This is a genomic window from Geodermatophilus sp. DSM 44513 (assembly GCF_032460525.1).
Lineage (GTDB): Bacteria > Actinomycetota > Actinomycetes > Mycobacteriales > Geodermatophilaceae > Geodermatophilus.
In genome coordinates, this window is the sequence record NZ_CP135963.1 from 1799830 (window position 1) to 1823078 (window position 23249).

The 23249-nt window shown below is 76.3% G+C and carries 18 protein-coding genes and 1 pseudogene; 17 read left to right on the top strand and 2 right to left on the bottom strand.

What is annotated here, in order from left to right:
* Nucleotides 1-68 precede the first annotated feature (68 nt).
* The 15 genes and pseudogenes from RTG05_RS08750 to RTG05_RS08820 all read left to right on the top strand — a co-directional run bounded on the left by RTG05_RS08750 (nucleotide 69) and on the right by RTG05_RS08820 (nucleotide 15983).
* Nucleotides 69-1640 carry a UDP-N-acetylmuramoyl-L-alanyl-D-glutamate--2,6-diaminopimelate ligase gene (locus RTG05_RS08750; protein WP_208104870.1) on the top strand — a complete coding sequence of 524 codons (1572 nt, stop codon included), beginning with the start codon at nucleotides 69-71 and terminating at the stop codon, nucleotides 1638-1640.
* 5 nt (nucleotides 1641-1645) lie between these two features.
* Complete coding sequence (gene murF, locus RTG05_RS08755; RefSeq protein ID WP_315912571.1) at nucleotides 1646-3022, top strand: UDP-N-acetylmuramoyl-tripeptide--D-alanyl-D-alanine ligase; 1377 nt, start codon at nucleotides 1646-1648, stop codon at nucleotides 3020-3022.
* Nucleotides 3019-4098, top strand: coding sequence for a phospho-N-acetylmuramoyl-pentapeptide-transferase (gene mraY, locus RTG05_RS08760; protein ID WP_166528317.1), 1080 nt, complete (start codon nucleotides 3019-3021; stop codon nucleotides 4096-4098). Before murF ends, mraY begins: the two co-directional genes overlap by 4 nt.
* Nucleotides 4099-4163: 65 nt before the next feature.
* The gene (gene ftsW, locus RTG05_RS08765) at nucleotides 4164-5705 is read left to right on the top strand and encodes a putative lipid II flippase FtsW (protein WP_315912451.1); all 1542 of its coding nucleotides are present in this window, start codon (nucleotides 4164-4166) and stop codon (nucleotides 5703-5705) included.
* Between the two features lie 162 nt (nucleotides 5706-5867).
* A complete protein-coding gene (murG, locus tag RTG05_RS08770; RefSeq protein ID WP_315912452.1) occupies nucleotides 5868-6980 on the top strand; it encodes an undecaprenyldiphospho-muramoylpentapeptide beta-N-acetylglucosaminyltransferase in 1113 nt (370 codons plus the stop codon).
* A complete protein-coding gene (murC, locus tag RTG05_RS08775; RefSeq protein WP_166528319.1) occupies nucleotides 6977-8452 on the top strand; it encodes a UDP-N-acetylmuramate--L-alanine ligase in 1476 nt (491 codons plus the stop codon). The genes murG and murC overlap by 4 nt, the downstream gene beginning before the upstream one ends.
* On the top strand, nucleotides 8449-9243 hold the full coding sequence (locus tag RTG05_RS08780; RefSeq protein ID WP_315912453.1) for a cell division protein FtsQ/DivIB: 795 nt from the start codon (nucleotides 8449-8451) through the stop codon (nucleotides 9241-9243). The genes murC and RTG05_RS08780 overlap by 4 nt, the downstream gene beginning before the upstream one ends.
* Before the next feature lie 86 nt (nucleotides 9244-9329).
* Nucleotides 9330-9914: a peroxidase-related enzyme gene (locus tag RTG05_RS08785; protein ID WP_166528320.1), complete on the top strand. Its 585-nt coding sequence runs from the start codon at nucleotides 9330-9332 to the stop codon at nucleotides 9912-9914.
* A 355-nt stretch (nucleotides 9915-10269) separates the two neighbouring features.
* Nucleotides 10270-11544: a cell division protein FtsZ gene (ftsZ, locus tag RTG05_RS08790; protein WP_166528321.1), complete on the top strand. Its 1275-nt coding sequence runs from the start codon at nucleotides 10270-10272 to the stop codon at nucleotides 11542-11544.
* 80 nt (nucleotides 11545-11624) lie between these two features.
* On the top strand, nucleotides 11625-12368 hold the full coding sequence (gene pgeF, locus RTG05_RS08795) for a peptidoglycan editing factor PgeF (protein WP_208104871.1): 744 nt from the start codon (nucleotides 11625-11627) through the stop codon (nucleotides 12366-12368).
* Between the two features lie 10 nt (nucleotides 12369-12378).
* Entirely contained in the window at nucleotides 12379-13119 is a 741-nt protein-coding gene (locus tag RTG05_RS08800) for a YggS family pyridoxal phosphate-dependent enzyme (RefSeq protein ID WP_166528322.1), read from the top strand.
* 389 nt (nucleotides 13120-13508) lie between these two features.
* Nucleotides 13509-13960: pseudogene (locus RTG05_RS22355) on the top strand (cell division protein SepF).
* 48 nt (nucleotides 13961-14008) lie between these two features.
* A complete protein-coding gene (locus RTG05_RS08810) occupies nucleotides 14009-14305 on the top strand; it encodes a YggT family protein (RefSeq protein WP_166528323.1) in 297 nt (98 codons plus the stop codon).
* Nucleotides 14306-14406: 101 nt separating this feature from the next.
* Nucleotides 14407-15096 (top strand): DivIVA-like cell division protein Wag31, encoded by a 690-nt coding sequence (locus RTG05_RS08815; RefSeq protein WP_315912455.1) that lies wholly within the window; start codon nucleotides 14407-14409, stop codon nucleotides 15094-15096.
* Between the two features lie 62 nt (nucleotides 15097-15158).
* On the top strand, nucleotides 15159-15983 hold the full coding sequence (locus tag RTG05_RS08820; protein ID WP_166528324.1) for a hypothetical protein: 825 nt from the start codon (nucleotides 15159-15161) through the stop codon (nucleotides 15981-15983).
* 16 nt (nucleotides 15984-15999) lie between these two features.
* On the opposite strand, the gene ileS is transcribed toward RTG05_RS08820, so the two are convergent.
* On the bottom strand, nucleotides 16000-19152 hold the full coding sequence (gene ileS / locus RTG05_RS08825) for an isoleucine--tRNA ligase (protein ID WP_166528325.1): 3153 nt from the start codon (nucleotides 19150-19152) through the stop codon (nucleotides 16000-16002).
* Between the two features lie 143 nt (nucleotides 19153-19295).
* Here ileS and RTG05_RS08830 point away from each other — a divergent pair, with 143 nt between their 5' ends.
* A complete protein-coding gene (locus tag RTG05_RS08830; protein WP_166528326.1) occupies nucleotides 19296-20807 on the top strand; it encodes a potassium/proton antiporter in 1512 nt (503 codons plus the stop codon).
* 144 nt (nucleotides 20808-20951) lie between these two features.
* Here the strand turns inward: RTG05_RS08830 and mqo are convergent, their stop codons facing one another.
* Nucleotides 20952-22445 carry a malate dehydrogenase (quinone) gene (mqo, locus tag RTG05_RS08835; RefSeq protein ID WP_166528327.1) on the bottom strand — a complete coding sequence of 498 codons (1494 nt, stop codon included), beginning with the start codon at nucleotides 22443-22445 and terminating at the stop codon, nucleotides 20952-20954.
* 188 nt (nucleotides 22446-22633) lie between these two features.
* Here mqo and lspA point away from each other — a divergent pair, with 188 nt between their 5' ends.
* Nucleotides 22634-23218 (top strand): signal peptidase II, encoded by a 585-nt coding sequence (gene lspA, locus RTG05_RS08840; RefSeq protein ID WP_396349642.1) that lies wholly within the window; start codon nucleotides 22634-22636, stop codon nucleotides 23216-23218.
* The last annotated feature ends 31 nt before the right edge of the window (nucleotides 23219-23249 follow it).

Sequence of the window (23249 nt, forward strand, 5' to 3'; positions counted from 1 at the left end):
GGACGGGGCGGCGTGCGCGTGCGTGGGGGCGGCGGGTGCGACCGGGCCCGCCGGTAGATTGGAGTCCCGTGAGCGAGAGCGGGGAGGAGGCGGCGGTCCGGTCCCCGCGGCGCACCGCCCTGCCCCTCACCGACCTCGCCGACCTGCTCGGCCCGCCCGTCCAGGGCGACCCCGCCACCGTCGTCACCGGCGTGACGCTGGCCTCGGCCGAGGTCCGTCCCGGCGACCTGTACGCCGCCCTGCCCGGCGCGCGCACCCACGGCGCCCGCTACGCCGCCGACGCCGCCGCCCGGGGTGCCTCCGCCGTCCTCACCGACCCGGCCGGCCGCCCGGACGCCGCCGCCACCGGGCTGCCGCTGTGCGTCGCCGGCGACCCCCGCGCGCTGCTCGGCCCGGTGGCCGCCCGCGTCTACGGCGAGCCCGCCCGGCGGCTGCAGGTCGTGGGGATCACCGGCACCAACGGCAAGACGACGACCAGCTACCTGGTGGAGGCCGGCCTCGCCGCCGCCGGCCGGGCCAGCGGCCTGGTGGGCACCGTGGAGACCCGCACCCGCGGCGTGGCCTCCGACGGGACGCCGACGGTGACCGCCCTGCCCAGCGTCCGGACGACGCCGGAGGCCCCCGCCCTGCACGCGCTGCTGGCCAGGATGGCCGACGAGGGCGTGCAGACCGTGGTCATGGAGGTGTCCAGCCACGCCCTGGTGCTCGGCCGGGTCGGCGGCATCCCCTTCGCCGCCGCCGGCTTCACCAACCTCGGCCGCGACCACCTGGACTTCCACCGCGACCTGGAGGACTACTTCCTCGCCAAGGCCCGGCTGTTCGACGGCCGCGCCGCCGTCGAGGTCGTCGACGTCGACGACCCCCACGGGCGTCGGCTGACCGGGATGCTCGGCGGCCGCCGCGCGGTCACCGTCTCCAGCCGGGGCGCCGCCGCCGACTGGCGGGCCACCGACCTCGCCCCGGCCCCCGGAGGCGGGACGGCGTTCGCCCTGCACGGCCCCGGCGGCCGCAGCTGGCCGGCCCGGGTGCGGCTGCCCGGGGCCTTCAACGTGGCCAACGCCGTCCTGGCCGTGGCGCTGCTGGCCGCCGTGGGCGTGCCGGTGGACGCGGCGCTGGCCGGCATCGCCGAGACGGTGGTGCCCGGCCGGATGGAGCCGGTGGACGCCGGCCAGCCGTTCGTCGCCGTCGTCGACTACGCGCACACCCCCGACGCGGTCGCCACCGCGCTGGCCGCGCTGCGGGCCGCCACGCCGGGCCGGGTGCTCACCGTGCTGGGCTGCGGCGGTGACCGCGACCCCGGCAAGCGGGCGGCGATGGGGCAGGCGGCGGCACGTGGCAGCGACCTGCTCGTGGTCACCGACGACAACCCCCGCTCGGAGGACCCCGCCGCCATCCGCGCGGCGGTGGTCGCCGGCGTCCCGGCCGACCGGCGCGGCGACGTGCGCGAGATCGGCGACCGCCGCGCGGCGATCGCGGCCGCGGTCGCCGCCGCCCGGCCCGGCGACGCCGTGCTCGTGGCCGGCAAGGGCCACGAGACCGGTCAGGAGGTGGCCGGCACCCTGCACCCGTTCGACGACCGCGCCGTGCTGCGCGAGGCCCTGGCGCGACTCGCGCCGGCCGGAGGAGAGCCCCCGCCGTGATCGAGATGAGCCTCGCCGAGGTGGCCCGCGCCGTGGGCGGTGGGCCGGTCCCCGGTGGCACCGTCACCGGCCGGGTCACCACCGACTCCCGCACCGTGGCCCCCGGCGACCTGTTCGTCGCGCTGCCCGGCGAGCGGGTCGACGGCTCCGACTTCCTGCCCGCCGCCGCGGCGGCCGGCGCGGTCGCCGCCCTCACCACCCGCCCGGACGGCGCGCTGCCCTGCGTGGTCGTCGACGACCCGGTCGACGCCCTCGGCCGGCTGGCCGGCGCGGTACACGCCCGGCTGGCCGCCGGCGGCCTGATCACGCTGGGCATCACCGGCTCCTCGGGCAAGACCAGCACCAAGGACCTGCTCGGGCAGGTGCTGGCCACCGCGGGCGCCACGGTCAGCCCGCCGGGCTCCTACAACAACGAGATCGGCCTGCCGCTGACCGTGCTGGACGCCGACGCCGGCACCCGCTTCCTGGTGCTGGAGATGGGCTCCCGCGGGCGCGGGCACATCGCCCGGCTGTGCCGGGTGGCCCGGCCCGACGTCGGCGTCGTCCTCAACGTCGGGTCGGCGCACCTGGGCGAGTTCGGCTCGGCCGACGGGATCGCCGTGGCCAAGGGCGAGCTGGTGGAGGCGCTGTCCGAGGGGGGCACCGCCGTCCTCAACGCCGACGACCCGCGGGTGCTCGGCATGGCGCCGCGCACCCGTGCCCGCGTGCTGACCACCGGCCGGGCGGACGGCGCCGACGTCCGCGCCGAGGACGTCGCCCTCGACGACACCGGGCGGGCCGCCTTCACCCTCGTCACCGGCGGCACCCGCGCCGCCGTCCGGCTGCGGGTCGTGGGGGAGCACCAGGTCGCCAACGCGCTGTCGGCCGCCGGGGCCGCGCTGGCCGCCGGGATGGCCCCGGACGCCGTCGCCGCCGCCCTGTCGGCCGCGGAGCCGCGCAGCCGCTGGCGGATGGAGGTGACCCGCCGGGAGGACGGCGTCACCGTGGTCAACGACGCCTACAACGCCAACCCCGAGTCGATGCGCGCCGCCCTGGCCGCCCTGGCCGGGCTGCCCGCCCGCCGCCGGGTGGCGGTCCTCGGCGCCATGGCCGAGCTCGGGCCCGACGCCGCCGCGGAGCACGAGCGGCTGGGCCGGGACGCCGTGGCCGCCGGGGTGGACCTGGTCGTGGCCGTCGGTGCCGATGCGGTAGGGATAGCGGACGGGGCGCTCGCCGCCGGCGCGCCGGACGGGCGCGCGGTGCGCGTGCCCGACCGGGCGGCTGCCCGGGAGCTGCTGACGGAGGTGCTGGTGCCCGGTGACGTCGTGCTGGTGAAGGCCAGCCGGTCCTACGGGCTCGAGGTGCTCGCGGCCGACCTGCTGGGGGCCGGGGCGGGCACGTGAGATCCATCCTCGTCGCGGCCGCGTTCGGCCTGGTGATCTCCATCCTGGCCACGCCGGTCGCGGTCCACCTGTTCCGCCGCAAGGGCTTCGGCCAGGAGATCCGGGACGACGGCCCGGAGAGCCACCTGTCCAAGAAGGGCACGCCCACCATGGGCGGCACCGTGATCGTCGGGGCCACGGTCGGCGGCTACCTCATCGCGCACCTGTTCCTGCTCGACCAGCCCGGCCGCGGCCCGTCGGCCAGCGGGCTGCTCGTGCTGTTCCTCATAGTGGGCCTGGGCACCGTCGGCTTCCTCGACGACTACCTCAAGATCCGCTTCCGGCGCAGCCTGGGGCTCAACAAGACCTCCAAGCTGGTCGGCCAGCTGGTGGTCGGTGTGGCCTTCGCCGTGCTGGCGCTCAACTTCCCCGACGAGGGCGGCCTCACCCCGGCGTCCACGGTCGTCTCCTACGTCCGCGACATCGAGCCGCTGGCCCTCGGGACGGTGGGCTTCGTGGTGCTGGCCTACCTGTTCATCGCCGGGTTCTCCAACGCCGTCAACCTGACCGACGGCCTGGACGGGCTGGCCGCCGGCTGCTCGGCGATGGTGTGCGGGGCCTACACCATCATCTCGTTCTGGCAGTTCACCCACGACTGCTCCAGCGAGCCGATCGTCGGCTGCTACACCGTCCGCGACCCGCTGGACATCACCCTGGTCGCCGCCGCCGGCCTGGGCGCGTGCCTGGGCTTCCTGTGGTGGAACACCAGCCCGGCGCGGATCTTCATGGGTGACACCGGGTCGCTGGCCCTGGGCGGGCTGCTGGCCGGGATGGCGGTGGTCACCCGCACCGAGCTGCTGCTGGTCGTGCTCGGCGGGCTGTTCGTCGCGGTCACCCTGTCGGTCGTCATCCAGGTGGCCTTCTTCCGGGCCACCCGCCGCCGGGTGTTCCGGATGGCGCCGCTGCACCACCACTTCGAGCTGGCCGGCTGGACGGAGAACACGGTGATCGTCCGCTTCTGGCTGGTGACCGGGATGTCGGTCGCCTTCGGGCTGGGCCTGTTCTACGCCGACTGGCTCGCCTTCACCGGGCTGTGAGACAGCTGCTGCGACACGCCCAGGCGGTGCGCCGGGAGATCGTCGCCGGCGGAGACGATGGCTGGATGCAGTCCTCCGGCGCGCCCCCCGCCCCCGGCCGGCGCCGGCCCGTGCCGCCCCGGCAGCCGCCGGCGCGCCGGCTCGCCCTGCCGGCCTGGCTGGACGGGCCGATGACCAGCTGCCAGCTGGTCGTCGGGGCGGCCGGCATGCTGCTGGCGATCGGCCTGGTCATGGTCTTCTCCGCCTCGGCGATCGAGGCGGCGCTGGACGACCAGCCCGCCTGGCGGCCCGGCGTGGACCAGGTGGTGTTCGCCGCCATCGGGCTGGGCGCGGCGCTGGTGGCGGTGCGGCTGCCGGTGGGCTTCCTGCGCCGGTGGGCGCTGCCCGGCCTGGTCGTGGCCGCGGTGCTGCTGGTCCTGGTGCTCGTGCCGGGCATCGGGCTGGAGCTCAACGGCTCACGGGCCTGGATCGACCTGGGGTTCACCACCTTCCAGCCCTCCGAGCTGGCCAAGCTGGTGTTCGCGCTGTGGGGTGCCCACGTCCTGGCGGCGCGCGAGCGGTTCCTCACGGTCCGGACGCTGCTGGTCCCGCTGCTGCCGGTCTTCGCCGGCCTGTCCTTCCTGCTCTACCGCGAGCCGGACTTCGGCGGCATCGTCAGCCTCGGGCTGGTGCTGGCCGGCCTGCTGTGGGCCGGTGGCCTCCCGCTGCGGTACTGGGCCGGGTTCGTCGCCGCCGGCGGTGCCGCCCTCTACCTGATGGCGCGGTCGGCCCCGTACCGCTGGGAGCGGGTGACGTCCTTCCTCGACCCGTTCGCCGACCCGACCAACGCCGGGTTCCAGGCCGTCCGCGGCTTCTACGCGCTGGCCACCGGCGGGCTGTGGGGCGTGGGCCTGGGCAACAGCGCGATGAAGTGGAACCTGCTGCCCGAGGCGGAGTCGGACTACATCTTCGCGATCATCGGCGAGGAGCTCGGCTTCCTCGGCTGCCTGGTGGTGGTCGGCCTCTACGCGGTGCTGGCCTGGGCCGGCTTCCGGATCGCCCGCCGCTCGTCCGACCGTTTCGTGCAGCTGGCCTGCGTGGCGATCACCGTGTGGCTGGTCGGCCAGGCGGCCCTGAACATGGGCTACGTGGTGGGTCTGCTGCCGGTCACCGGCCTCACGCTGCCGCTGGTCTCCGCCGGCGGCACCTCCCTGGTGCTCACCCTGTTCATCGTGGGCCTGCTGATCCGCTTCGCCCGGTCGGAGCCCGAGGCCGTCGAGCACCTGCGCCGCGCCGACCGCGGCCGGCTGTCCCGCTGGGTGCTGCCGGTGCCTGAGCGGGCCGTCGACCCGGCGCACCCGCGCCGCGTCCGCCGCCCCGAGCGGCCGGGCCGGGCCGGGCACCCCGCACCGGACGGCGAGCCGCCGGCCCCGCGCCCGGCCGGCCCGGGCGCGCGCACCGTCGCCCGCGTCGTCCCGGCCCCACCGGGGGAGCGCGCGCCGCGGGAGCGCCTCCCCGCCCGCGAGCGTCGGACGGCGGACGGCCGCGGCCGGCTGCCCGAGGCCCGGCGCCAGCCCCCGCCGCGGGCCCGCGCCAGCGCGCCCGAGCAGCCCCGGCGGCCACGGTGAGCGGACAGGGGCGTGAGCATCGCAGCGAGCTCTGCGAGCGAGGAGTGGAGCGCCCCGCGGGAGCGAACGGGGGAGCACGGTGAGCGGACAGGGGCGTGAGCATCGCAGCGAGCTCTGCGAGCGAGGAGCGGAGCGCCCCGCGGGAGCGAACGGGGGAGCACGGTGAGCGGACGGGGGAGCACGGGCAGCCCCAGCGTCGTGCTCGCCGGCGGCGGCACCGGGGGGCACATCGAGCCGATGCTGGCCCTGGCCGACGCGCTGCGGCGGCGCGAGCCCGCCCCGCGGGTCACCTGCCTGGGCACCGCCCGCGGCCTGGAGACCCGGCTGGTGCCCGCCCGCGGCTACGAGCTTCGGCTGATCCCGCCGGTGCCGCTGCCGCGCCGACCCACGCCGGACCTGCTGCGGGTCCCCGGTCGGGTGTGGGCCTCGGTCGCCGAGACCCGCGCGCTGCTGCGCGAGCTGGCCGCCGACGTCGTCGTCGGCTTCGGCGGCTACGTGGCGCTGCCGGCGTACCTGGCCGCCCGCCGCCAGGGGGTGCCGGTCGTGGTGCACGAGCAGAACGCGCTGCCCGGCCTGGCCAACCGGGTCGGCGCCCGGCTCGCCGCCCGGGTGGCCGTCACCACCCCGGGCACCCCCCTGCACGGCGCGGAGCACGTGGGCATGCCCCTGCGGACGGCGATCAGCACCCTGGACCGCCCCGCCCGCCGCGCCGAGGCCCGCGCCGCCTTCGGCCTGGACGCCGACCGGCCGACGCTGCTGGTGTTCGGCGGCTCACAGGGGGCGGCCTCGCTCAACCGGGCCGCCGCCGGGGCCGCCGACGCCCTCACCGCCGCCGGGGTCCAGGTGCTGCACGCCCGCGGACCGAAGAACACCGACGTCACCGTGCCGGCGCGGGCCCCGGGGCAGGCGCCGTACGTGGTCGTCGACTACCTGGAGCGGATGGACCTCGCCTACGCCGCCGCGGACCTCGCGCTGTGCCGGTCCGGCGCGGTCACCGTGGCCGAGCTGTCCGCGGTCGGGCTGCCGGCGGTGTTCGTGCCGCTGCCCATCGGCAACGGCGAGCAGCGGCGCAACGCGCTGCCCGTGGTCGAGGCCGGGGGAGGGATGCTGGTCGAGGACGCCGAGCTGACGCCGTCCTGGATCGCCGAGCACGTCGTCCCGGTGGTCACCGACCCGGCCGTGCTGGCCGGGTACGCCCGGCACGCCGCGGCCGCCGGTGCCCGGGACGCCGACGAGCGGCTGGCCGACGTCGTGCTGGAGGTGGCGGGGAGATGACGGCCGCTGCGGTCGCCGCGTGGAACGGGCCGGTGCCGGGCCTGGCCGAGCTGGGCGCGGTGCACTTCGTCGGCATCGGCGGGGCCGGGATGAGCGGCATCGCCCGCATCCTGCTGGCCCGCGGCGTCCGCGTCTCCGGCAGCGACCGCCGCGACACCCCGACGCTGCTGGCGCTGCGCGCGCTGGGCGCCCGGGTGGAGCTCGGGCACGACCCGGCCCACCTGGGGGACGCCGACACCGTCGTGGTCTCCACCGCGATCCGGGAGGACAACCCCGAGCTGGCCGCCGCCCGCGCGCGGGCCCTGCGGGTGCTGCCGCGCGCCGTCGCGCTGGCCGCGGTGATGGCCGGCCGGCGCAGCGTCGCGGTGGCCGGCACGCACGGGAAGACCTCGACCACCTCGATGCTCACCGTCGCCGTGCAGGCCTGCGGCGCGGACCCCTCCTTCGCCATCGGCGGGGACCTCAACGAGTCCGGCAGCAACGCGCACGCCGGCGAGGGCGACGTGTTCCTCGCCGAGGCCGACGAGAGCGACCGGTCCTTCCTGCTGCTGGACCCGCACGCCGCGATCGTCACCAACGTCGAGGCCGACCACCTGGACAACTACGGCGACCTGGCCGCGGTGGAGGCCGCCTTCGACCGGTTCCTGCAGACCCTGGACCCGGCCGGCTTCGCCGTCCTGTGCGCCGACGACCCCGGCTCCGCCCGGCTGCGCGACGTGCCCACCCCGGCCCGCGTGCGCACCTACGGCACGCACCAGGACGCCGACCTGCGGCTGGTCGACGTCGAGGTCGGCGCGGAGACCACCGCGTGGACCGCCGTGCTGGACGGCGCGGTGCTCGGCCGGGTGACCATCCGGGTGCCCGGCGAGCACATGGCCCGCAACAGCGCCGCCGCCCTGCTGGCCGGGCTGGAGCTGGGCCTGCCCGCCGAGGGGCTGATCGCCGGCCTGGGCCGCTTCGGCGGCGTGCACCGGCGCTTCGAGCTCAAGGGCACCGTGGCCGGGGTGCGGGTCTACGACGACTACGCCCACCACCCGACCGAGGTCGAGGCGCAGCTGCGCGCCGCGCGGGCGGTCGCCGGGCAGGGGCGGGTGGTCGTGGCCTTCCAGCCGCACCTGTACAGCCGCACCCGGGAGTTCGCCACCGCGTTCGGCGCCGCGCTGGCCCTGGCCGACGAGGTCGTGGTGATGGACGTCTACGGCGCCCGGGAGGACCCCGTCCCCGGCGTCACCGGCGCGATGGTCGCCGACGCCGTCCCGCTGCCGGCCGGGCGGGTGCGCTTCGAGCCGTCCTGGTCGGCCGCGGCACCCCTCCTGGCCGAGCGGGCGCGGCCCGGCGACCTGGTGATCACCATGGGGGCCGGCAACGTCTCCATGGTCGGCCCGGAGGTGCTCGAGGCGCTGCACGCGCTGCCCACCGGCCCGGGGCGGCCCGCGTCGGGGGGCGGCGACCCCGGGGGACCGCCGCGGTGAGCCGCTCGGGGACCACCACCAGCGACCGCTCGCGGGGCGGGGGGTCCTCCCGGGCCGAGGTCCGCGCGCCGCGCCGCCCGCCCCGCCCCGTCCGTCCGGGCGACCGGCGGCGCCGGCTGCTGGTGCGCGCCGGCGTCGCCGTCGCGGTGCTCGGCCTGCTCGGGTGGCTGCTGTGGGGCAGTCCGGTGCTCGCCGTCGCCGCGGTGCGGGTCGACGGCGCCGGGACGCTCACCTCCGCCGAGGTCGTCGACGTCGCCGGGGTCGCGACGGGGACCCCGCTGCTGCGGGTCGACGTCGCCGCGGCCGAGGCCCGGGTGGCCCGGCTGCCCCAGGTGGCCGACGTCGAGGTGACCCGCGGCTGGCCGCGCAGCGTCGTGGTCACCGTCGTCGAGCGGGTGCCCGTCGCGGTGGTCGAGGAGGCGGGCGGGCGCTCGCTGGTCGACCGCGACGGCGTGCTCTTCGACGCGGTCACCGGCCGGCCGCCGGCCGGTGCGGTGCCGCTGGACGTCGCCGATCCCGGGCCGGACGACCGCGCCACCCGGGCGGCGCTGGCGGCGCTGGTCGCGCTGCCCGGGGACGTCCGCGCCGACGTCGCCGGCGCCCGCGCGCCCAGCCCCGAGGACGTCCGGCTCACCCTCGCCGACGGCACCACCGTGCTGTGGGGCAGTGCGGAGGAGGCGGGGGAGAAGGCCGAGACCCTGGTCGCGCTGCTCGGCCAGCTGCGGGCCGGGGCGCTCGCGCCCGCGGGGACGATCGACGTCAGCACCCCCTCCGCGGTCGTCCTCCGCTGAGACGGGACCCCCTTCCCCCGCGCCTCGCAGGCTCGCCGCGGGACCGGGGGGTGGCCGTTCCAGCCTCTCCGGGGGAGGGTGGGCCGGTGAGCACCGGGCCGGTCAGCCGCTTCCCCGTCCCCCCGCGCGAGGAGCTGCCCGAGCAGCTGCGCGAGCGCTACGCCGAGGTCGAGGAGCGCGCCGGCTTCCTGCCCAACGTCTTCGCCGCGCTGGCCTGGCGCCCGGCCGAGGCGACGGCCTTCTTCGCGCTACACGACGCGCTGATGGACAAGGACACCCCGGGGCTGTCGACCGCCGACCGGGAGCTGGTCGTGGTCGCCACCAGCGCGGCCAACGACTGCCTGTACTGCGTGGTCGCCCACGGCGCGATCGCCCGCATCCGCGCCCGCGACCCCTACCTGGCCGACCAGGTGGCGGTCGACTGGCGCAAGGCCCCGGTGTCGGAGCGGCTGCACGCGGTCCTCGACGTCGCCGTCCGGCTGGCGGTGGACCCCGGGGCGGTGACCGCCGCCGACCTCGACCGGCTGCGCGGCCACGGGCTGACCGAGGACGACGTGTGGGACGTCGGTGCGATCGTCTCGCTGTTCGCGCTGTCCAACCGGCTGGCGCACTGGGCGGCGATCCCGCCGAACGAGGAGTTCTTCCTCATGGGCCGCGTCCCGCGCCGGTAGCCACTGCACCGGGTCGCCGGCCGGTCGCACGTCGTGTGCGGCGCGGTCCCCGGCGACACGCGCGGCGCCACGACACGCCCGGGGCCGCAGACGACTTCGCCGGGTTCCCAGACGCGGGCGTGTCCGGGCTCTCGACCTGCACCTGAGCCGTCGACCGCGCGGGTCGTCACGGACGGTGGTGTGGGTGTGATCCCTGTGTCGCACGGGAACGGTGGGACGGGGGCAAGGCGACACGCCGGTCCGCGGCCGGTGCTTGTAGGCCCTGTCGAGGCGCACCTAACTTCGTGCGCGTCGACCTAGTTGACATAACCGTAAAGCTCCAGTTCAGGATGAGGGTCGAGGTCGGGAGCCCCACATGACACCTCCGCACAACTACCTCGCGGTCATCAAGGTCGTCGGCATCGGCGGCGGCGGGGTGAACGCGGTCAACCGGATGATCGAGGTCGGCCTCAAGGGCGTCGAGTTCATCGCCATCAACACCGACGCGCAGGCGCTGCTGATGAGCGACGCCGACGTCAAGCTCGACGTCGGCCGCGAGCTCACCCGCGGGCTGGGCGCCGGCGCGCAGCCCGACGTCGGCCGGCAGGCCGCCGAGGACCACCGCGAGGAGATCGAGGAGGTGCTCAAGGGCGCCGACATGGTCTTCGTGACCGCCGGCGAGGGCGGCGGCACCGGCACCGGCGGCGCACCGGTCGTCGCCTCGATCGCCCGCAAGCTCGGCGCGCTGACCATCGGCGTGGTCACCCGCCCGTTCTCCTTCGAGGGCAAGCGGCGCGCGGTGCAGGCCGAGTCGGGCATCGAGGAGCTGCGCAACGAGTGCGACACGCTCATCGTCATCCCCAACGACCGGCTGCTCCAGCTCGGTGACCGCAACGTCAGCGTCATGGACGCCTTCCGCACCGCCGACCAGGTGCTGCTCTCCGGCGTCCAGGGCATCACCGACCTGATCACCACGCCGGGTCTGATCAACCTGGACTTCGCCGACGTCAAGTCGGTCATGTCCGGGGCCGGCTCGGCCCTCATGGGCATCGGCAGCGCGCGCGGGGACAACCGGGCGCTGCTGGCCGCCGAGCAGGCCATCGCCTCCCCGCTGCTGGAGGCCTCGATGGAGGGCGCCCACGGCGTGCTGCTGTCCATCTCCGGCGGCTCCGACCTCGGCCTGTTCGAGATCAACGAGGCCGCCTCGCTGGTGTCCGACGCCGCGCACGCCGACGCCAACATCATCTTCGGCGCGGTCATCGACGACGCCCTCGGTGACGAGGTCCGGGTCACCGTCATCGCCGCCGGCTTCGACAGCGGGCGGCCCAGCGGCCGCAAGGACGCCGGGATCGCCTCGGTCCCGGCTGCCGCGCCGATGCCCTCGCGCCTGCCGGGGCACCCGCAGCCCGGAGGCGGGCTGCCCTCCGCGCCGGTGGGACAGCGCCCGGCCGCCCCGGCGCCGTCCCCGCAGGCCCAGCAGGCGCCGCCGTCGACGTCGCAGCTGCCCGGCCGGCCGGCCGCGGGCGGGGGCATCACCGTGCCGCCGCTGCCGCCCGTCCCCGGCTCCACCGCCGCCTCGGGCGGCCGGCGTCCGCTGTCGGAGGAGGACTTCGAGGAGGAGCTCGACATCCCCGAGTTCCTCCGCCAGTAAGAGGACCCCGCTGCCCCCCGCGCCTCGCAGGCTCGGCACGGGGCCCTGCAGCGGGGCCGCGCCCCGGTAGCGTCGGTCCCATGAGTCCTGTTCCGTCCGCCCCGCCGGCGGTGCGGCCCCGCCGGGTCGTCACCGACCGGCGGGGCGGCCGGTCCGCGCCGCCCTACGACTCGTTCAACCTCGGCGGTCACGTCGGCGACGACCCCGCCGCGGTCGCCGCCAACCGCGACCGGCTGGCCGGGGAGCTCGGCGTCCCCGGCGAGCGGCTGGTGTGGATGGACCAGGTCCACGGCACCCGGGTCGTCGTCGTCGACGGGCCGGCCGAGGGCCCGCTGGCCGCGACCGACGCCGTGGTCACCCGGACGCCCGGCCTGGTGCTGTGCGTGCTGGTCGCCGACTGCGTGCCGGTGCTGCTGGCCGACCCGGCCGCCGGCGTGGTGGCCGCGGTGCACGCCGGGAGGGAGGGCGTGCGCGCCGGCGTCGTCCCGGCCACGCTGTCCGCGATGGCGCGGCTGGGCAGCCGCCCCGCCGACGTCACCGCGTTGCTCGGCCCGGCCGTGTGCGGCGCCTGCTACGAGGTGCCGCGGGCCATGCAGGCCGACGTGGCGCGGGTGGCCCCGGCCGCCGCGGTGCGCACCCGGCAGGGGACGCCGGGGCTGGACCTGCGCGCCGGGCTGGCCGAGCTGCTGCGCGGCGCCGGCGTCGGGCAGGTCGTGCACGACCCCCGGTGCACGGTCGAGGACCGCCGCCTGTTCTCCCACCGCCGCGACGGCGTGACCGGGCGGCAGGCCGGCGTCGTCTGGCTCGACGGCCGCTCCTCGTGACCACGGCGCCGTGACCACCCCGGCCGACCGCCTGCGGGCCGTCCGCGACCGCGTCGACGCCGCCGCCCGTGCCGCCGGGCGCGACCCGGCGAGCGTCACGCTGCTCGCGGTGAGCAAGACCTGGCCCGCCGCCACCGTCCGGGAGCTCGCCGCGCTCGGCCAGGCCGACTTCGGGGAGAACCGCGCCCAGGAGCTGGCCGGCAAGGCCGCCGAGCTCACCGACCTGCCGCTGCGCTGGCACTTCGTCGGCCAGCTGCAGCGCAACAAGGCCGCCGCGGTGGCCCGCCTCGGAGCCGTCGTCCACTCCGTCGACCGGCTGTCCCTGGCTCGCGCGCTCGGCCGCGCCGGGGCGGAGGCCGGCCGCCCGGTCGAGGTGTTCCTGCAGGTGGACCTGGGCGGGCCGCAGGGCGAGGCGGCCGCGCGGGGCGGCGCCGACCCGGCGGAGGTGCCGGCGCTGGCCGACGCGGTCGCCGACACCGAGGGCGTCTCCCTGCGCGGTCTCATGGCGGTGGCACCGCGCGGCGCCGCCCCCGGGCCCGCCTTCGCCCGGCTCGCGGCGCTGGCCGAGCGGGTCCGCGCCGACCACCCCGGTGCCCGCGACCTCTCCGCCGGCATGAGCGCCGACCTGGAGGACGCGCTCGTCGCGGGCAGCACCCTGGTGCGTGTCGGTACCGCGCTGTTCGGGGTGCGGCCTCTACCCTGCGGGCAGGACGAGTCACACCAGTCACACGGGTCCCAGCAGCCCGGGTGAGTACGCGCGGCGACGACAGAGGGGCGGGCTGATGGCCGGAGCCATGCGGAAGATGGGCATCTACCTGGGGCTCGTGGAGGACGACGACGCCCGGACCTACGGCCGGTACGACGCCCACCCGGGTGAGGCCGAGCACCACTTCCGGCACGAGGACCGCCGCTACCCCCGGTACGCCCCCGAGGACGGCTACCCCGAGCGCTACGAGGCGGCCGACCGGTACGACAGCGGCGACCGCTACGACCAGCCGGACTACCGGGCCGACGGCTACCGGGACTCCGACTACCGGGTCGAGGCCCGCTTCGCCGACCTCGACACCGACCTCCCGCCGGCGCCGGAGCCCGAGCCGCTCGCGCTGCCCCGCCGCCCCGGGGCCGCCCGCGGCCTGGGTCTTGCCCCCGCCCCCGCCGGCGCCACCCGGCTGGGCGGGCTGTCCGGCACCGGCGTCTCCGTGCCCAGCCCCGCGACCGCCGTCTCCGGCCCGGTGGGCACCGCCGGACTGGCCGCCCGCGAGCCGGCCGCGCCGGCCCCGGCCCCCGAGCCCACCCCTGCCCCGCAGCCCTACCGGATCACCACGCTGCACCCGCGCACGTACAACGAGGCCCGCCAGATCGGGGAGAGCTTCCGCGACGGCAAGCCGGTGATCATGAACCTCACCGAGATGGACGACGCCGACGCCAAGCGGCTCGTGGACTTCGCTGCGGGGTTGTCGTTCGGCCTGCGCGGTAGCATCGAGCGCGTCACGAACAAGGTGTTCCTGCTCAGCCCGCGGGACGTCGACGTGACGGCCGAGGACAAGGCGCGGATCCGCGAGGGCGGCTTCCGAGACACTGCCGAGGCCTGACGGCAGCACCGACCGGCACCGCAGGGTGCCCTGGGACGAACGAGGACCGTGGCTCTCTTCTGGAACATCCTCTCGTCGATCCTGCTCGTGTTCCTGGTCCTGCTCTTCGCGCGCTTCGTCGTCGACTGGGTGATGGTGCTGGCGCGCAGCTGGCGGCCCTCCGGGCTGGTGGCGGCGGGTCTGGAGGTCGTCTACGCCACGACCGACCCGCCCCTCAAGGCCATCCGGAAGGTGATCCCACCCCTCAACCTGGGGTCGATCCGGCTGGACCTCGCGTTCATGGTGTTATTGATCGCGGTGTACGTCCTGCGTGGCATCGTGAACAGCCTCGCGCTGGCCGCCTGACCTCCACCCCTCGGGGCTGAGGACACCGGCGGCCGGCCGGAGTCGCCAGCCGCTCGTCCGACGTCGTCCCTGTACCCGTTGCCCGACCTGAGGTGAAGTCGATGCCACTCACGCCTGCCGACGTGCACAACGTCGTCTTCAAGAAGCCACCGATCGGCAAGCGCGGCTACGACGAGGACGAGGTGGACGCCTTCCTCGACGTGGTGGAGGCCGAGCTGGCGCGGTTGATCGAGGAGAACAACGAGCTGCGCGCCGGCAACGCGACCGGTCGCACCCCCCGCGCCGTCGAGGCACCCGAGCCCCCCGCGCCGGCGCCCGTCGCCGCCCCGCCGCCCCCGCCGGCCCCCGCGCGCGAGGACGACAGCATCCGCGCGTCGCGGATGCTGGCCCTGGCCACCGAGACGGCCGACAAGTACGTCAACGAGGCGAAGACCCAGGCCGACCAGGTGGTCAGCGAGGCCCGCGCCCGCAGCGAGCAGCTGGTCGCCGAGGCGAAGGCGCGGGCCGACTCGATGGTGGGCGACGCCCGCACCCGCGCGGAGACGATGGAGCGCGAGGCCCGCGCCAAGGCCGCCGCCCTCAGCCAGGACGCCGAGCGCCGGCAGGCCGAGGTCATGGGCCCGCTGGAGGAGAAGCGCACCAGCCTGGAGCGCAAGATCGAGGAGCTGCGCACATTCGAACGGGAGTACCGGACCCGGCTGCGCTCCTACCTCGAGTCCCACCTGCGCGACCTGGACAGCCGCGGCTCCGCCGAGCCGGCCACCACCAACCGGCAGCACGCCAGCGCCTAGACGACGACCACCTCCCCCCGCGGCGACGGGGGCGGCGCTGTGGCCCCCGCTACAGTGCGCGGGTGGTCCTCGCCGCCGGTCTGCTGGTCCTGGTGGGGCTGGCGCTCTTCCTCGGCGGCGTCGTCACCGGCTCGGAGGGCCTCTACTGGGCCTGCGTGGCGGTGTGCGGGGTCGCGGCCGCCGTCCTGGTCGTCGGGTGGGTGCGCGTCCCCCGCGGGCCGGGACAGGCGGCGGGTCCGGAGCCCGACGCGGGGACCGGCGGGACGGCGGAGCTCCCGGCGGCGGACACCGCGCTGCAGCCCGCCGGCACCCCGGCCGCGCAGGAGGCGCCGTACCGGCCGGCCGGCGCGACGGCGCTGCGGGCCGAGCCGGCGCCGCCCGCCGGCCCACCCGGGACCGCCCCACCCGAGGCCAGTCCACCCGAGACCCTCCTGCCCGCCGGGTCACCCGGACCCGCCGGGCCCGCTCGTCAGCAGCACCCCGCGCACGCCGCCGACGACGACCCGGACGACGACCTGGCCGACCACGACCTGGTCGACGACGACCTGCCCGAGGACGACCCGGACGACGCGTCCGGGGTCCCGCGCCGCCGCGGCGCGCACGAGGCCCGCGGGTCCTCCGTCGACCCGCTGACCGGGGAGCCCGGCGAGGAGGACGTCGAGGTCACCGACCTGCTGCTCGTCGTCGACCTGGCCGACGAGGTGCTGGTGGTCGACGAGCACCCCCGCTACCACGTGCCCGGCTGCGCCACCCTGGACGGCCGGGCGACGGTGTCCCTGCCCATGGTCGAGGCGCGCACCGACGGGTTCACGCCGTGCGCGGTCTGCCGCCCGGTGCGCCACCTCGCCGACGTGGAGCGCTCCCGCCGGCGCGCCGCGCGCGGCTGACGGCCGCCGCGGGGCCTCACCCGCCGGCGCGGGCCAGCCAGAACCGGGAACCGGCCGGGCCCTCGACGCCCTCGCCCTCGCCCGGCTGCTCGGCGTGCAGCCGGACGGCGAGCACCTCCTCGGCCAGCTGCCCGCCGTGCTCGCCCAGCGCCTCGGCCATCGCCCCGCCCGCGGTCCACCACAGCTCGATGCGGTCGCTGACGGCCAGCCCGCTGCTCTTGCGGGCCTCCTGCACCAGCCGCACCGCCTCGCGGACCAGGCCGGCCCGCTCCAGCTCCGGGGTCAGCTCCAGGTCCAGCGCGACGGTGAGCCCGCCGCCACTGGCCACCGTCCAGCCCTCCCGCGGGGTCTCGGTGACCACCAGGTCGCCGTCCTGCAACGGCACGGGCGCCCCGTCGACCTCGACCGACGCGGTGCCGGCGCGGTAGGCGGCCACCAGGGCGGGCGCGTCGGCGGCGGCGACGGCCCTCGCCACGGCCTGCACCTGCCCGCCCAGCCGGCGGCCGACGGCGCGGAAGTCGACCTTGACGCCCACGTCGACCAGGTCGCCGCCGACCGCGGACAGGTCGGTCAGCCCGGCCACGTTGAGCTCGTCGGCGACCTCGGCCACCAGGTCGCGCGGCAGGTCCGCCCAGCCCGGGGCGGCCACGACCGCGCGGGCCAGCGGCTGGCGGGTGCGTACCCGGGCGCTGGTGCGGGCCGAGCGGCCGAGCTCCACCAGCCGGCGCACCAGCGCCACCTGCTCGACCAGCCGGGGGTCGCGGGCGGCCGCGTCGACGGCCGGCCAGGACGCCAGGTGCACCGAGTCCGGGGCGTCCGCGAGACCCGGCGTCACCGCGCGGGCCCACACCTCCTCGGTGACGAACGGGGTGAACGGCGCCATCAGCCGGGTCAGCGCGTCGAGCACCTCGTGCAGCGTGGCCAGCGCCGCGGGGTCGCCGTCCCAGAACCGCCGCCGGGAGCGCCGCACGTACCAGTTGGACAGGTCGTCGACGAACTCGGCGAGCAGCCGGCCGGCGCCGGCGGTGTCGAAGTCCTCCATCGCCGCGGTGACGCCCTCGGTGACCTCGGCGAGGGTGGCCAGGGCCCAGCGGTCCAGCAGCGGCCGGTCGGTGCGGGCCGGGGCGGGCGTCCGGGCCGGGTCCCAGCGGTTGGTCTCCGCGTACAGGGTGAAGAAGCTCGCGGTGTTCCAGTAGGTGAGCAGCACCTTGCGGACCACCTCGGACAGCGTCTCGTGCCCGACCCGGCGGGCCGACCACGGCGAGCCGCCGGCCAGCATGAACCAGCGGACGGCGTCGGCGCCGTGCCGGTCCATCAGCGGGATGGGCTCCAGGATGTTGCCCAGGTGCTTGCTCATCTTGCGGCCGTCCTCGGCCAGGATGTGGCCCAGGCACAGCACGTCCTCGTAGGAACTGCGCCCGAACACCACCGTGCCGACGGCCATCAGCGAGTAGAACCAGCCGCGGGTCTGGTCGATGGCCTCGGCGATGAACTGCGCCGGGTAGGACGCCTGGAACTCCGCCTGGTTGCGGTGCGGCGCCCCCCACTGGGCGAACGGCATCGCGCCGGAGTCGTACCAGGCGTCGATGACCTGCGGCACCCGCCGGTAGGTGCCCTCCTCGCCGGGCACGGTGAAGGTGACCTCGTCGATGAACGGCCGGTGCGGGTCCAGACCGGACAGGTCCTCACCGGTCAGCTCCGAGAGCTCCGCCAGCGACCCGACGACGACCACCCGCGAGGGGTCGGCGTCGTTGCGCCACACCGGCAGCGGCGTGCCCCAGTAGCGGTCGCGGGACAGCGCCCAGTCGACGTTGTTGCGCAGCCAGTCGCCGTAGCGGCCCCACTGGATGGTCTCGGGGTGCCAGCGCGTCCTCGCGTTCTCGGCGAGGAGCTGGTCCTTCACCGCCGACGTGCGGATGTACCAGGACGGCTGCGCGTAGTACATGAGCGGGGTGTGGCACCGCCAGCAGTGCGGGTAGCTGTGCTCGTACCGCTGCTCGCGCCACAGCACGCCGCGGGCCTGCAGGTCCTCGACCAGCGCGGCGTCCGCGGCCTTGAAGAAGTGCCCGCCCACCAGCGGGACGTCGGCGTGGAAGTGCCCGGTCGCGTCGATCGGGTTGACCACCGGCAGCCCGTAGCCGCGGCACACCGCGAGGTCGTCGGCGCCGAAGGCGGGGGACTGGTGCACCAGCCCGGTGCCGTCGTCGGTGGTCACGTAGTCGGCGAGGACGACGAAGTGCGCGTCCTGCCCGTCGGGGAAGTCGACCAGGTCGAACGGACGGCGGTAGTGCACCCGCTCCCAGTCCCGCCCGGGAGTGCGGGCCAGCACCTCGACGTCCCCGGTGTCGCCGAAGACGGACGCGAGCAGCGGCTCGGCGACCACCAGGGTGTCCGCGCCGCGCCGGGCCACCACGTAGGTCACCTCGGGGTTGACGGCCACCGCGGTGTTGGACGGCAGCGTCCACGGCGTCGTCGTCCAGACCAGCAGGTCGGCCCGCCCGGCCCACTCGCCGTCGGTGACCGGCAGCCGCACGTACACCGACGGGTCGGTGATCGACTCGTAGCCCTGGGCGACCTCGTGGTCGGACAGGCCGGTGCCGCAGCGCGGGCAGTACGGCGCCACCCGGTGGTCCTCGACCAGCAGGCCCTTGGCGTGCACCTGCTGCAGCGACCACCACACGCTCTCCACGTAGGCGGGGTCCATCGTCCAGTAGGCGGTGGACGTGTCGACCCAGTAGCCCATCCGGCGGGTCAGCTCGGAGAAGTCGCCCACGTGCCGCTCCACGGACTCCCGGCAGCGGGCGTTGAACTCGGCGATGCCGTAGCGCTCGATGTCCGGCTTGCCGGCGAAGCCGAGTTCGCGCTCGACGGCGATCTCCACCGGCAGGCCGTGGCAGTCCCAGCCGGCCCGGCGGGGCACGTGCCAGCCCTGCATCGTCTTGAAGCGGGGGAAGACGTCCTTGAACGCGCGCGCCTCGATGTGGTGGGTGCCCGGGCGGCCGTTGGCGGTGGGCGGGCCCTCGTAGAACACCCACTGCGGGCGACCCGCGGAGGTCTCCAGCGAGCGGGTGAAGACCTTGTCGGCCTCCCAGCGGCCCAGGACCTCCTGCTCGAGCGCGGGCAGGTCGACCTGGGGGGGCAGCGCGCGGAAGGGGCCGGGTGAGCTCACCGCCCCATCATCCCCGAGGGCGCCGGGCAGTTCCCGGACCCGTCCGCCGCGGTGCCCGACCGGCCGCGGCGCGGCCCCGGCCCCGCCGTCCGGGGAACGGGCGCCGGGGTACGGGAGACTGCGCAGGTGGACGGGCGCGGGCGGTGAACGCGACGGTCACCGTCGCGCTCGCCGTGGGCGCCGCCGTCGTCCTGGTGTCGGCGATCGCGCTGCGGATCGCCGACCGGCTCGGCCTGCCCAGCCTGCTGCTCTACCTCGCCCTCGGGGTGGCGCTGGGGGAGAGCGGCCTGGGCGTGCAGTTCGAGGACTTCGCGCTCACCCAGACCCTCGGCGTCGCCGCGCTGGTCGTCATCCTCGCCGAGGGCGGCCTGACCACCCGCTGGGCCGACGTCCGCCGCGCGGTGGGGCCCGGGCTGGCGCTGTCCACGGTCGGCGTGACGGTCAGCGTCGGCACGACGGCGGCCGTCGCGGTGTGGCTGCTCGGCCTGGACTGGCCCTTCGCCCTCCTGCTGGGCGCGGTGGTCAGCTCCACCGACGCCGCGGCGGTGTTCGCCACGCTGCGCCGGCTGCCCCTGCCGCGGCGCATGGTCGCCGCGCTGGAGGTGGAGAGCGGGCTCAACGACGCCCCGGTGATCCTGCTGGTCGTCGTCCTGGCCGACCGGCTGACCGGCGGGGACAGCTCGTCGTGGTGGGTGACCGAGCTGCTCATCGTCGGCGAGCTGGCCGGTGGCGCGGTCATCGGCGTGGGCCTCGGGTTCGGCGGGGCCTGGCTGCTGCGCCGCTCCGCGCTGCCGCTGTCCGGCTTCTACCCGCTGGCCACCCTGGCCCTGTGCGTGCTGGCCTTCGCGCTGGCCGACCTGCTGCACACCTCCGGCTTCGTCGCCGTCTACCTGTGCGGGCTGGTGCTCGGCAACGCCGCCCTGCCGCACCGCGCCGCCAGCATCGGGTTCGCCGAGGGCATGGCCTCCCTGGCCCAGATCGGGCTGTTCGTCCTGCTCGGCCTGCTGGTGTCCCCGAGCCGGCTGCCCGAGGCGCTGGGCCCGGCGCTGCTCGTCGGCCTGGCCCTGACGCTGGTGGCCCGGCCGCTGTCGGTGGCCCTGAGCCTGGTCTGGTTCCGGATGCCGTGGCGCCAGCAGGCCTTCGTCTCCTGGGCCGGGCTGCGGGGCGCGGTCCCCATCGTGCTGGCCACCTTCCCGCTCACCGCCCAGGTGCCCGGGGCCACGTTCGTCTTCGACACCGTCTTCGTGCTCGTCGTCGTCTTCACCCTGGTGCAGGGCTGGTCGCTGCCCTGGGTGGCCCGGCGCCTGGGCATCGCCACGCCGGTCACGCCGCGGGACGTCGACGTGGAGTCCGCGCCGCTGGAGGAGCTCGACGCCGAGCTGATGCAGCTGACCGTGCCGGAGGGGTCCCGGCTGCACGGCGTCTACCTGCCCGAGCTGCGGCTGCCCGAGGACGCCGCGGTGGTGCTCATCGTCCGGGACGGGCGCTCCTTCGTGCCCGGCCCGACCACCCGGCTCATGCGCGGCGACCAGGCGCTGCTGGTGTCGGCCCGCGAGTCCCGCGCGGAGGCCGAGCGCCGGCTGCGCGCGGTCAGCCGGGCCGGCCGGCTGGCCAGCTGGCGCGGTGAGACCGGCACCGCCACCGAGGCGGATTAGAGGGACGTGCGCGGCCGGGAACGGCACCCACTGGGGTGGACCGGTCGCGGGGGTCCGCAGGGCCTCCCGACCGGGACATGGGCAGCGGCTCCGCGGCGGCCGGGGACGGTACCTGGTCGCGGTGTCGGCCGGTAGGCCGACAGATCACCCGGTGAGCTCCAGGGTCCGCATCGTCTCGGCGCGGACCTCGGCCAGCAGCACCGGGTCCTCGTCCAGCCGGCGGCCGTAGGAGGGGATGACCTCCTGCAGCAGCGGGCGCCAGGCGGCGACCCGGTCGGGGAAGCAGCGCTCGAGCACCGTCAGCATCGCCGACACGGCGGTCGAGGCCCCGGGGGAGGCGCCCAGCAGCCCGGCGATGGTGCCCTCGCCGCCGACGACCAGCTCGGTACCGAACTGCAGCACGCCGCGCCCGGTCGCCGGGTCGCGCTTGATCACCTGCACCCGCTGGCCGGCGGTGACCACGTCCCAGTCGGCCTGCTCGGCCCGCGGGACGAAGTCGGTGAGGGTCCGGTGCCGGGCGCTGCGGGACTGCAGCACCTCACCGACCAGGTAGCGGGTCAGCGCCAGCTCGGTGCGGGCCACGCCCAGCATGGAGCCGAGGTTGTTCGCCTTGACGCTGCGCGGCAGGTCGAACACCGACCCGGCCTTGAGGAACCGCGGCGAGAAGCCGGCGTACGGGCCGAACAGCAGCGAGTGGTCGCCGTCGATGAGCCGCAGGTCCAGGTGCGGCACCGACATGGGCGGCGCGCCGACGGCGGCCTGGCCGTAGACCTTGGCCTGGTGGGCCGACACCAGCTCGGGGGAGCGGGTGCGCAGGAACAGCCCGCTGACCGGGAAGCCGCCGAAGCCGCGGATCTCGGGGATGGCGGCCCTCTGCAGCAGCGGCAGCGCCCCCCCGCCGGCACCGACGAACAGGAACCGGGTGCGCACCGTGCGCTGCTCGCCGCTACGGGTGTCGCGCACGGTCACCGACCAGCGGCCGTCGTCCCGGCGTCGGACGTCGGTGACCCGCTGGTGCACGTGCACGTGCACCCCGCGGTCCTCGGCGGCACCGAAGAGCAGCCGGGTGAGCGACCCGAAGTCGACGTCGGTGCCGGCGGCCGCCCGGGTGGCGGCGACCACCTGGTCGGCCGGGCGGCCGGCCATCACCAGCGGCACCCAGCCGGCGAGGACGTCGGCGTCGTCGGTGTACTCCAGGCCCTCGAACACCGGCCGCGCGGTCATCGCCGCGTGGCGGGCGCGCATGTAGCGCCGGCCGTCCTCACCGGTGACGAAGCCGACGTGCGGGACCGGGGTGATGAAGTCCTTGGGGGAGCCGGTCAGCCCCGAGCGCACCAGGTGCGACCAGAACTGCCGCGACACGGCGAACTGCTCGTTGATCGTCACGGCCTTGCTGACGTCGACGGTGCCGTCCGGGACGGCCGGCGTGTAGTTGAGCTCGCAGAGGGCCGCGTGGCCGGTGCCGGCGTTGTTCCAGGCGTCGGAGCTCTCGCCGGCGACCGCGGCCCCGGACTCGAAGACGGTGACGCTCCAGTCGGGTGCGACGACGCCGAGCAGTGACGCCAGCGTGGCGCTCATGACGCCACCACCGACCAGGACCACGTCGGGGTCGGTGGCTGGGGCGGGTTCGGGGGACACGCGGGCACCTTCCGGGCGGAGACGTTGCTGGCTACCAACGTCGGCCTGGTCGGGCACGAACACGTCACCACGGGTGGTGAGGTGCGTCGCACAGGGTCATGAGAAGGATCACACCGGCACCGCGGCTAAGGTCGGGACGGCGGTCTCCGGGCGCCCCGGCCCGCCGACCACTCGACCGAGGAGCCCCCCTGTCCGATCCCAGCGAGACCCCGGACGGCACCGTCGCCGGGACCGCGGGACGCCGTGCCCGCACCCGGCTGCTCCTCCTGCTGGCGCTGGTGGTGCTCGCCGTCGACCTCGGCACGAAGCTGCTGGTCGTCGCCACCGTCGAGCGGGGGGAGGACATCCGGCTGCTCGGCGGGGCGCTGTACCTGACCCACACCCGCAACACCGGCGCGGCGTTCTCCTTCGCCGAGGGATTCACGATCGTGTTCACGCTCATCGCGGTCGCCGTCTCGGTGGTCATCGTGCGCGCCGCCCGCCGGCTGTTCTCCACCGGCTGGGCCGTCGCGCTCGGCCTGGTGCTCGGCGGTGCGCTCGGGAACCTCGTCGACCGCGTCTTCCGCGAGCCGGGCTTCCTGCGCGGCGGCGTCGTCGACTTCGTCTCGGTGTTCGCCCCGGACGGCGAGGTGTACCCGGTGTTCAACGTCGCTGACGCAGCGATCGTCTGCGGCGGCGTCCTCGGCGTGGTCCTCGCGCTGCGCGGCGTGGAGTTCGACGGCACGCGCAGCACCGGCCGCGACGCCGGGGACGACGCCACCGCGCGCGGCTGACGAAGGACCCCCCTGCCCCCCACCGCTCGCG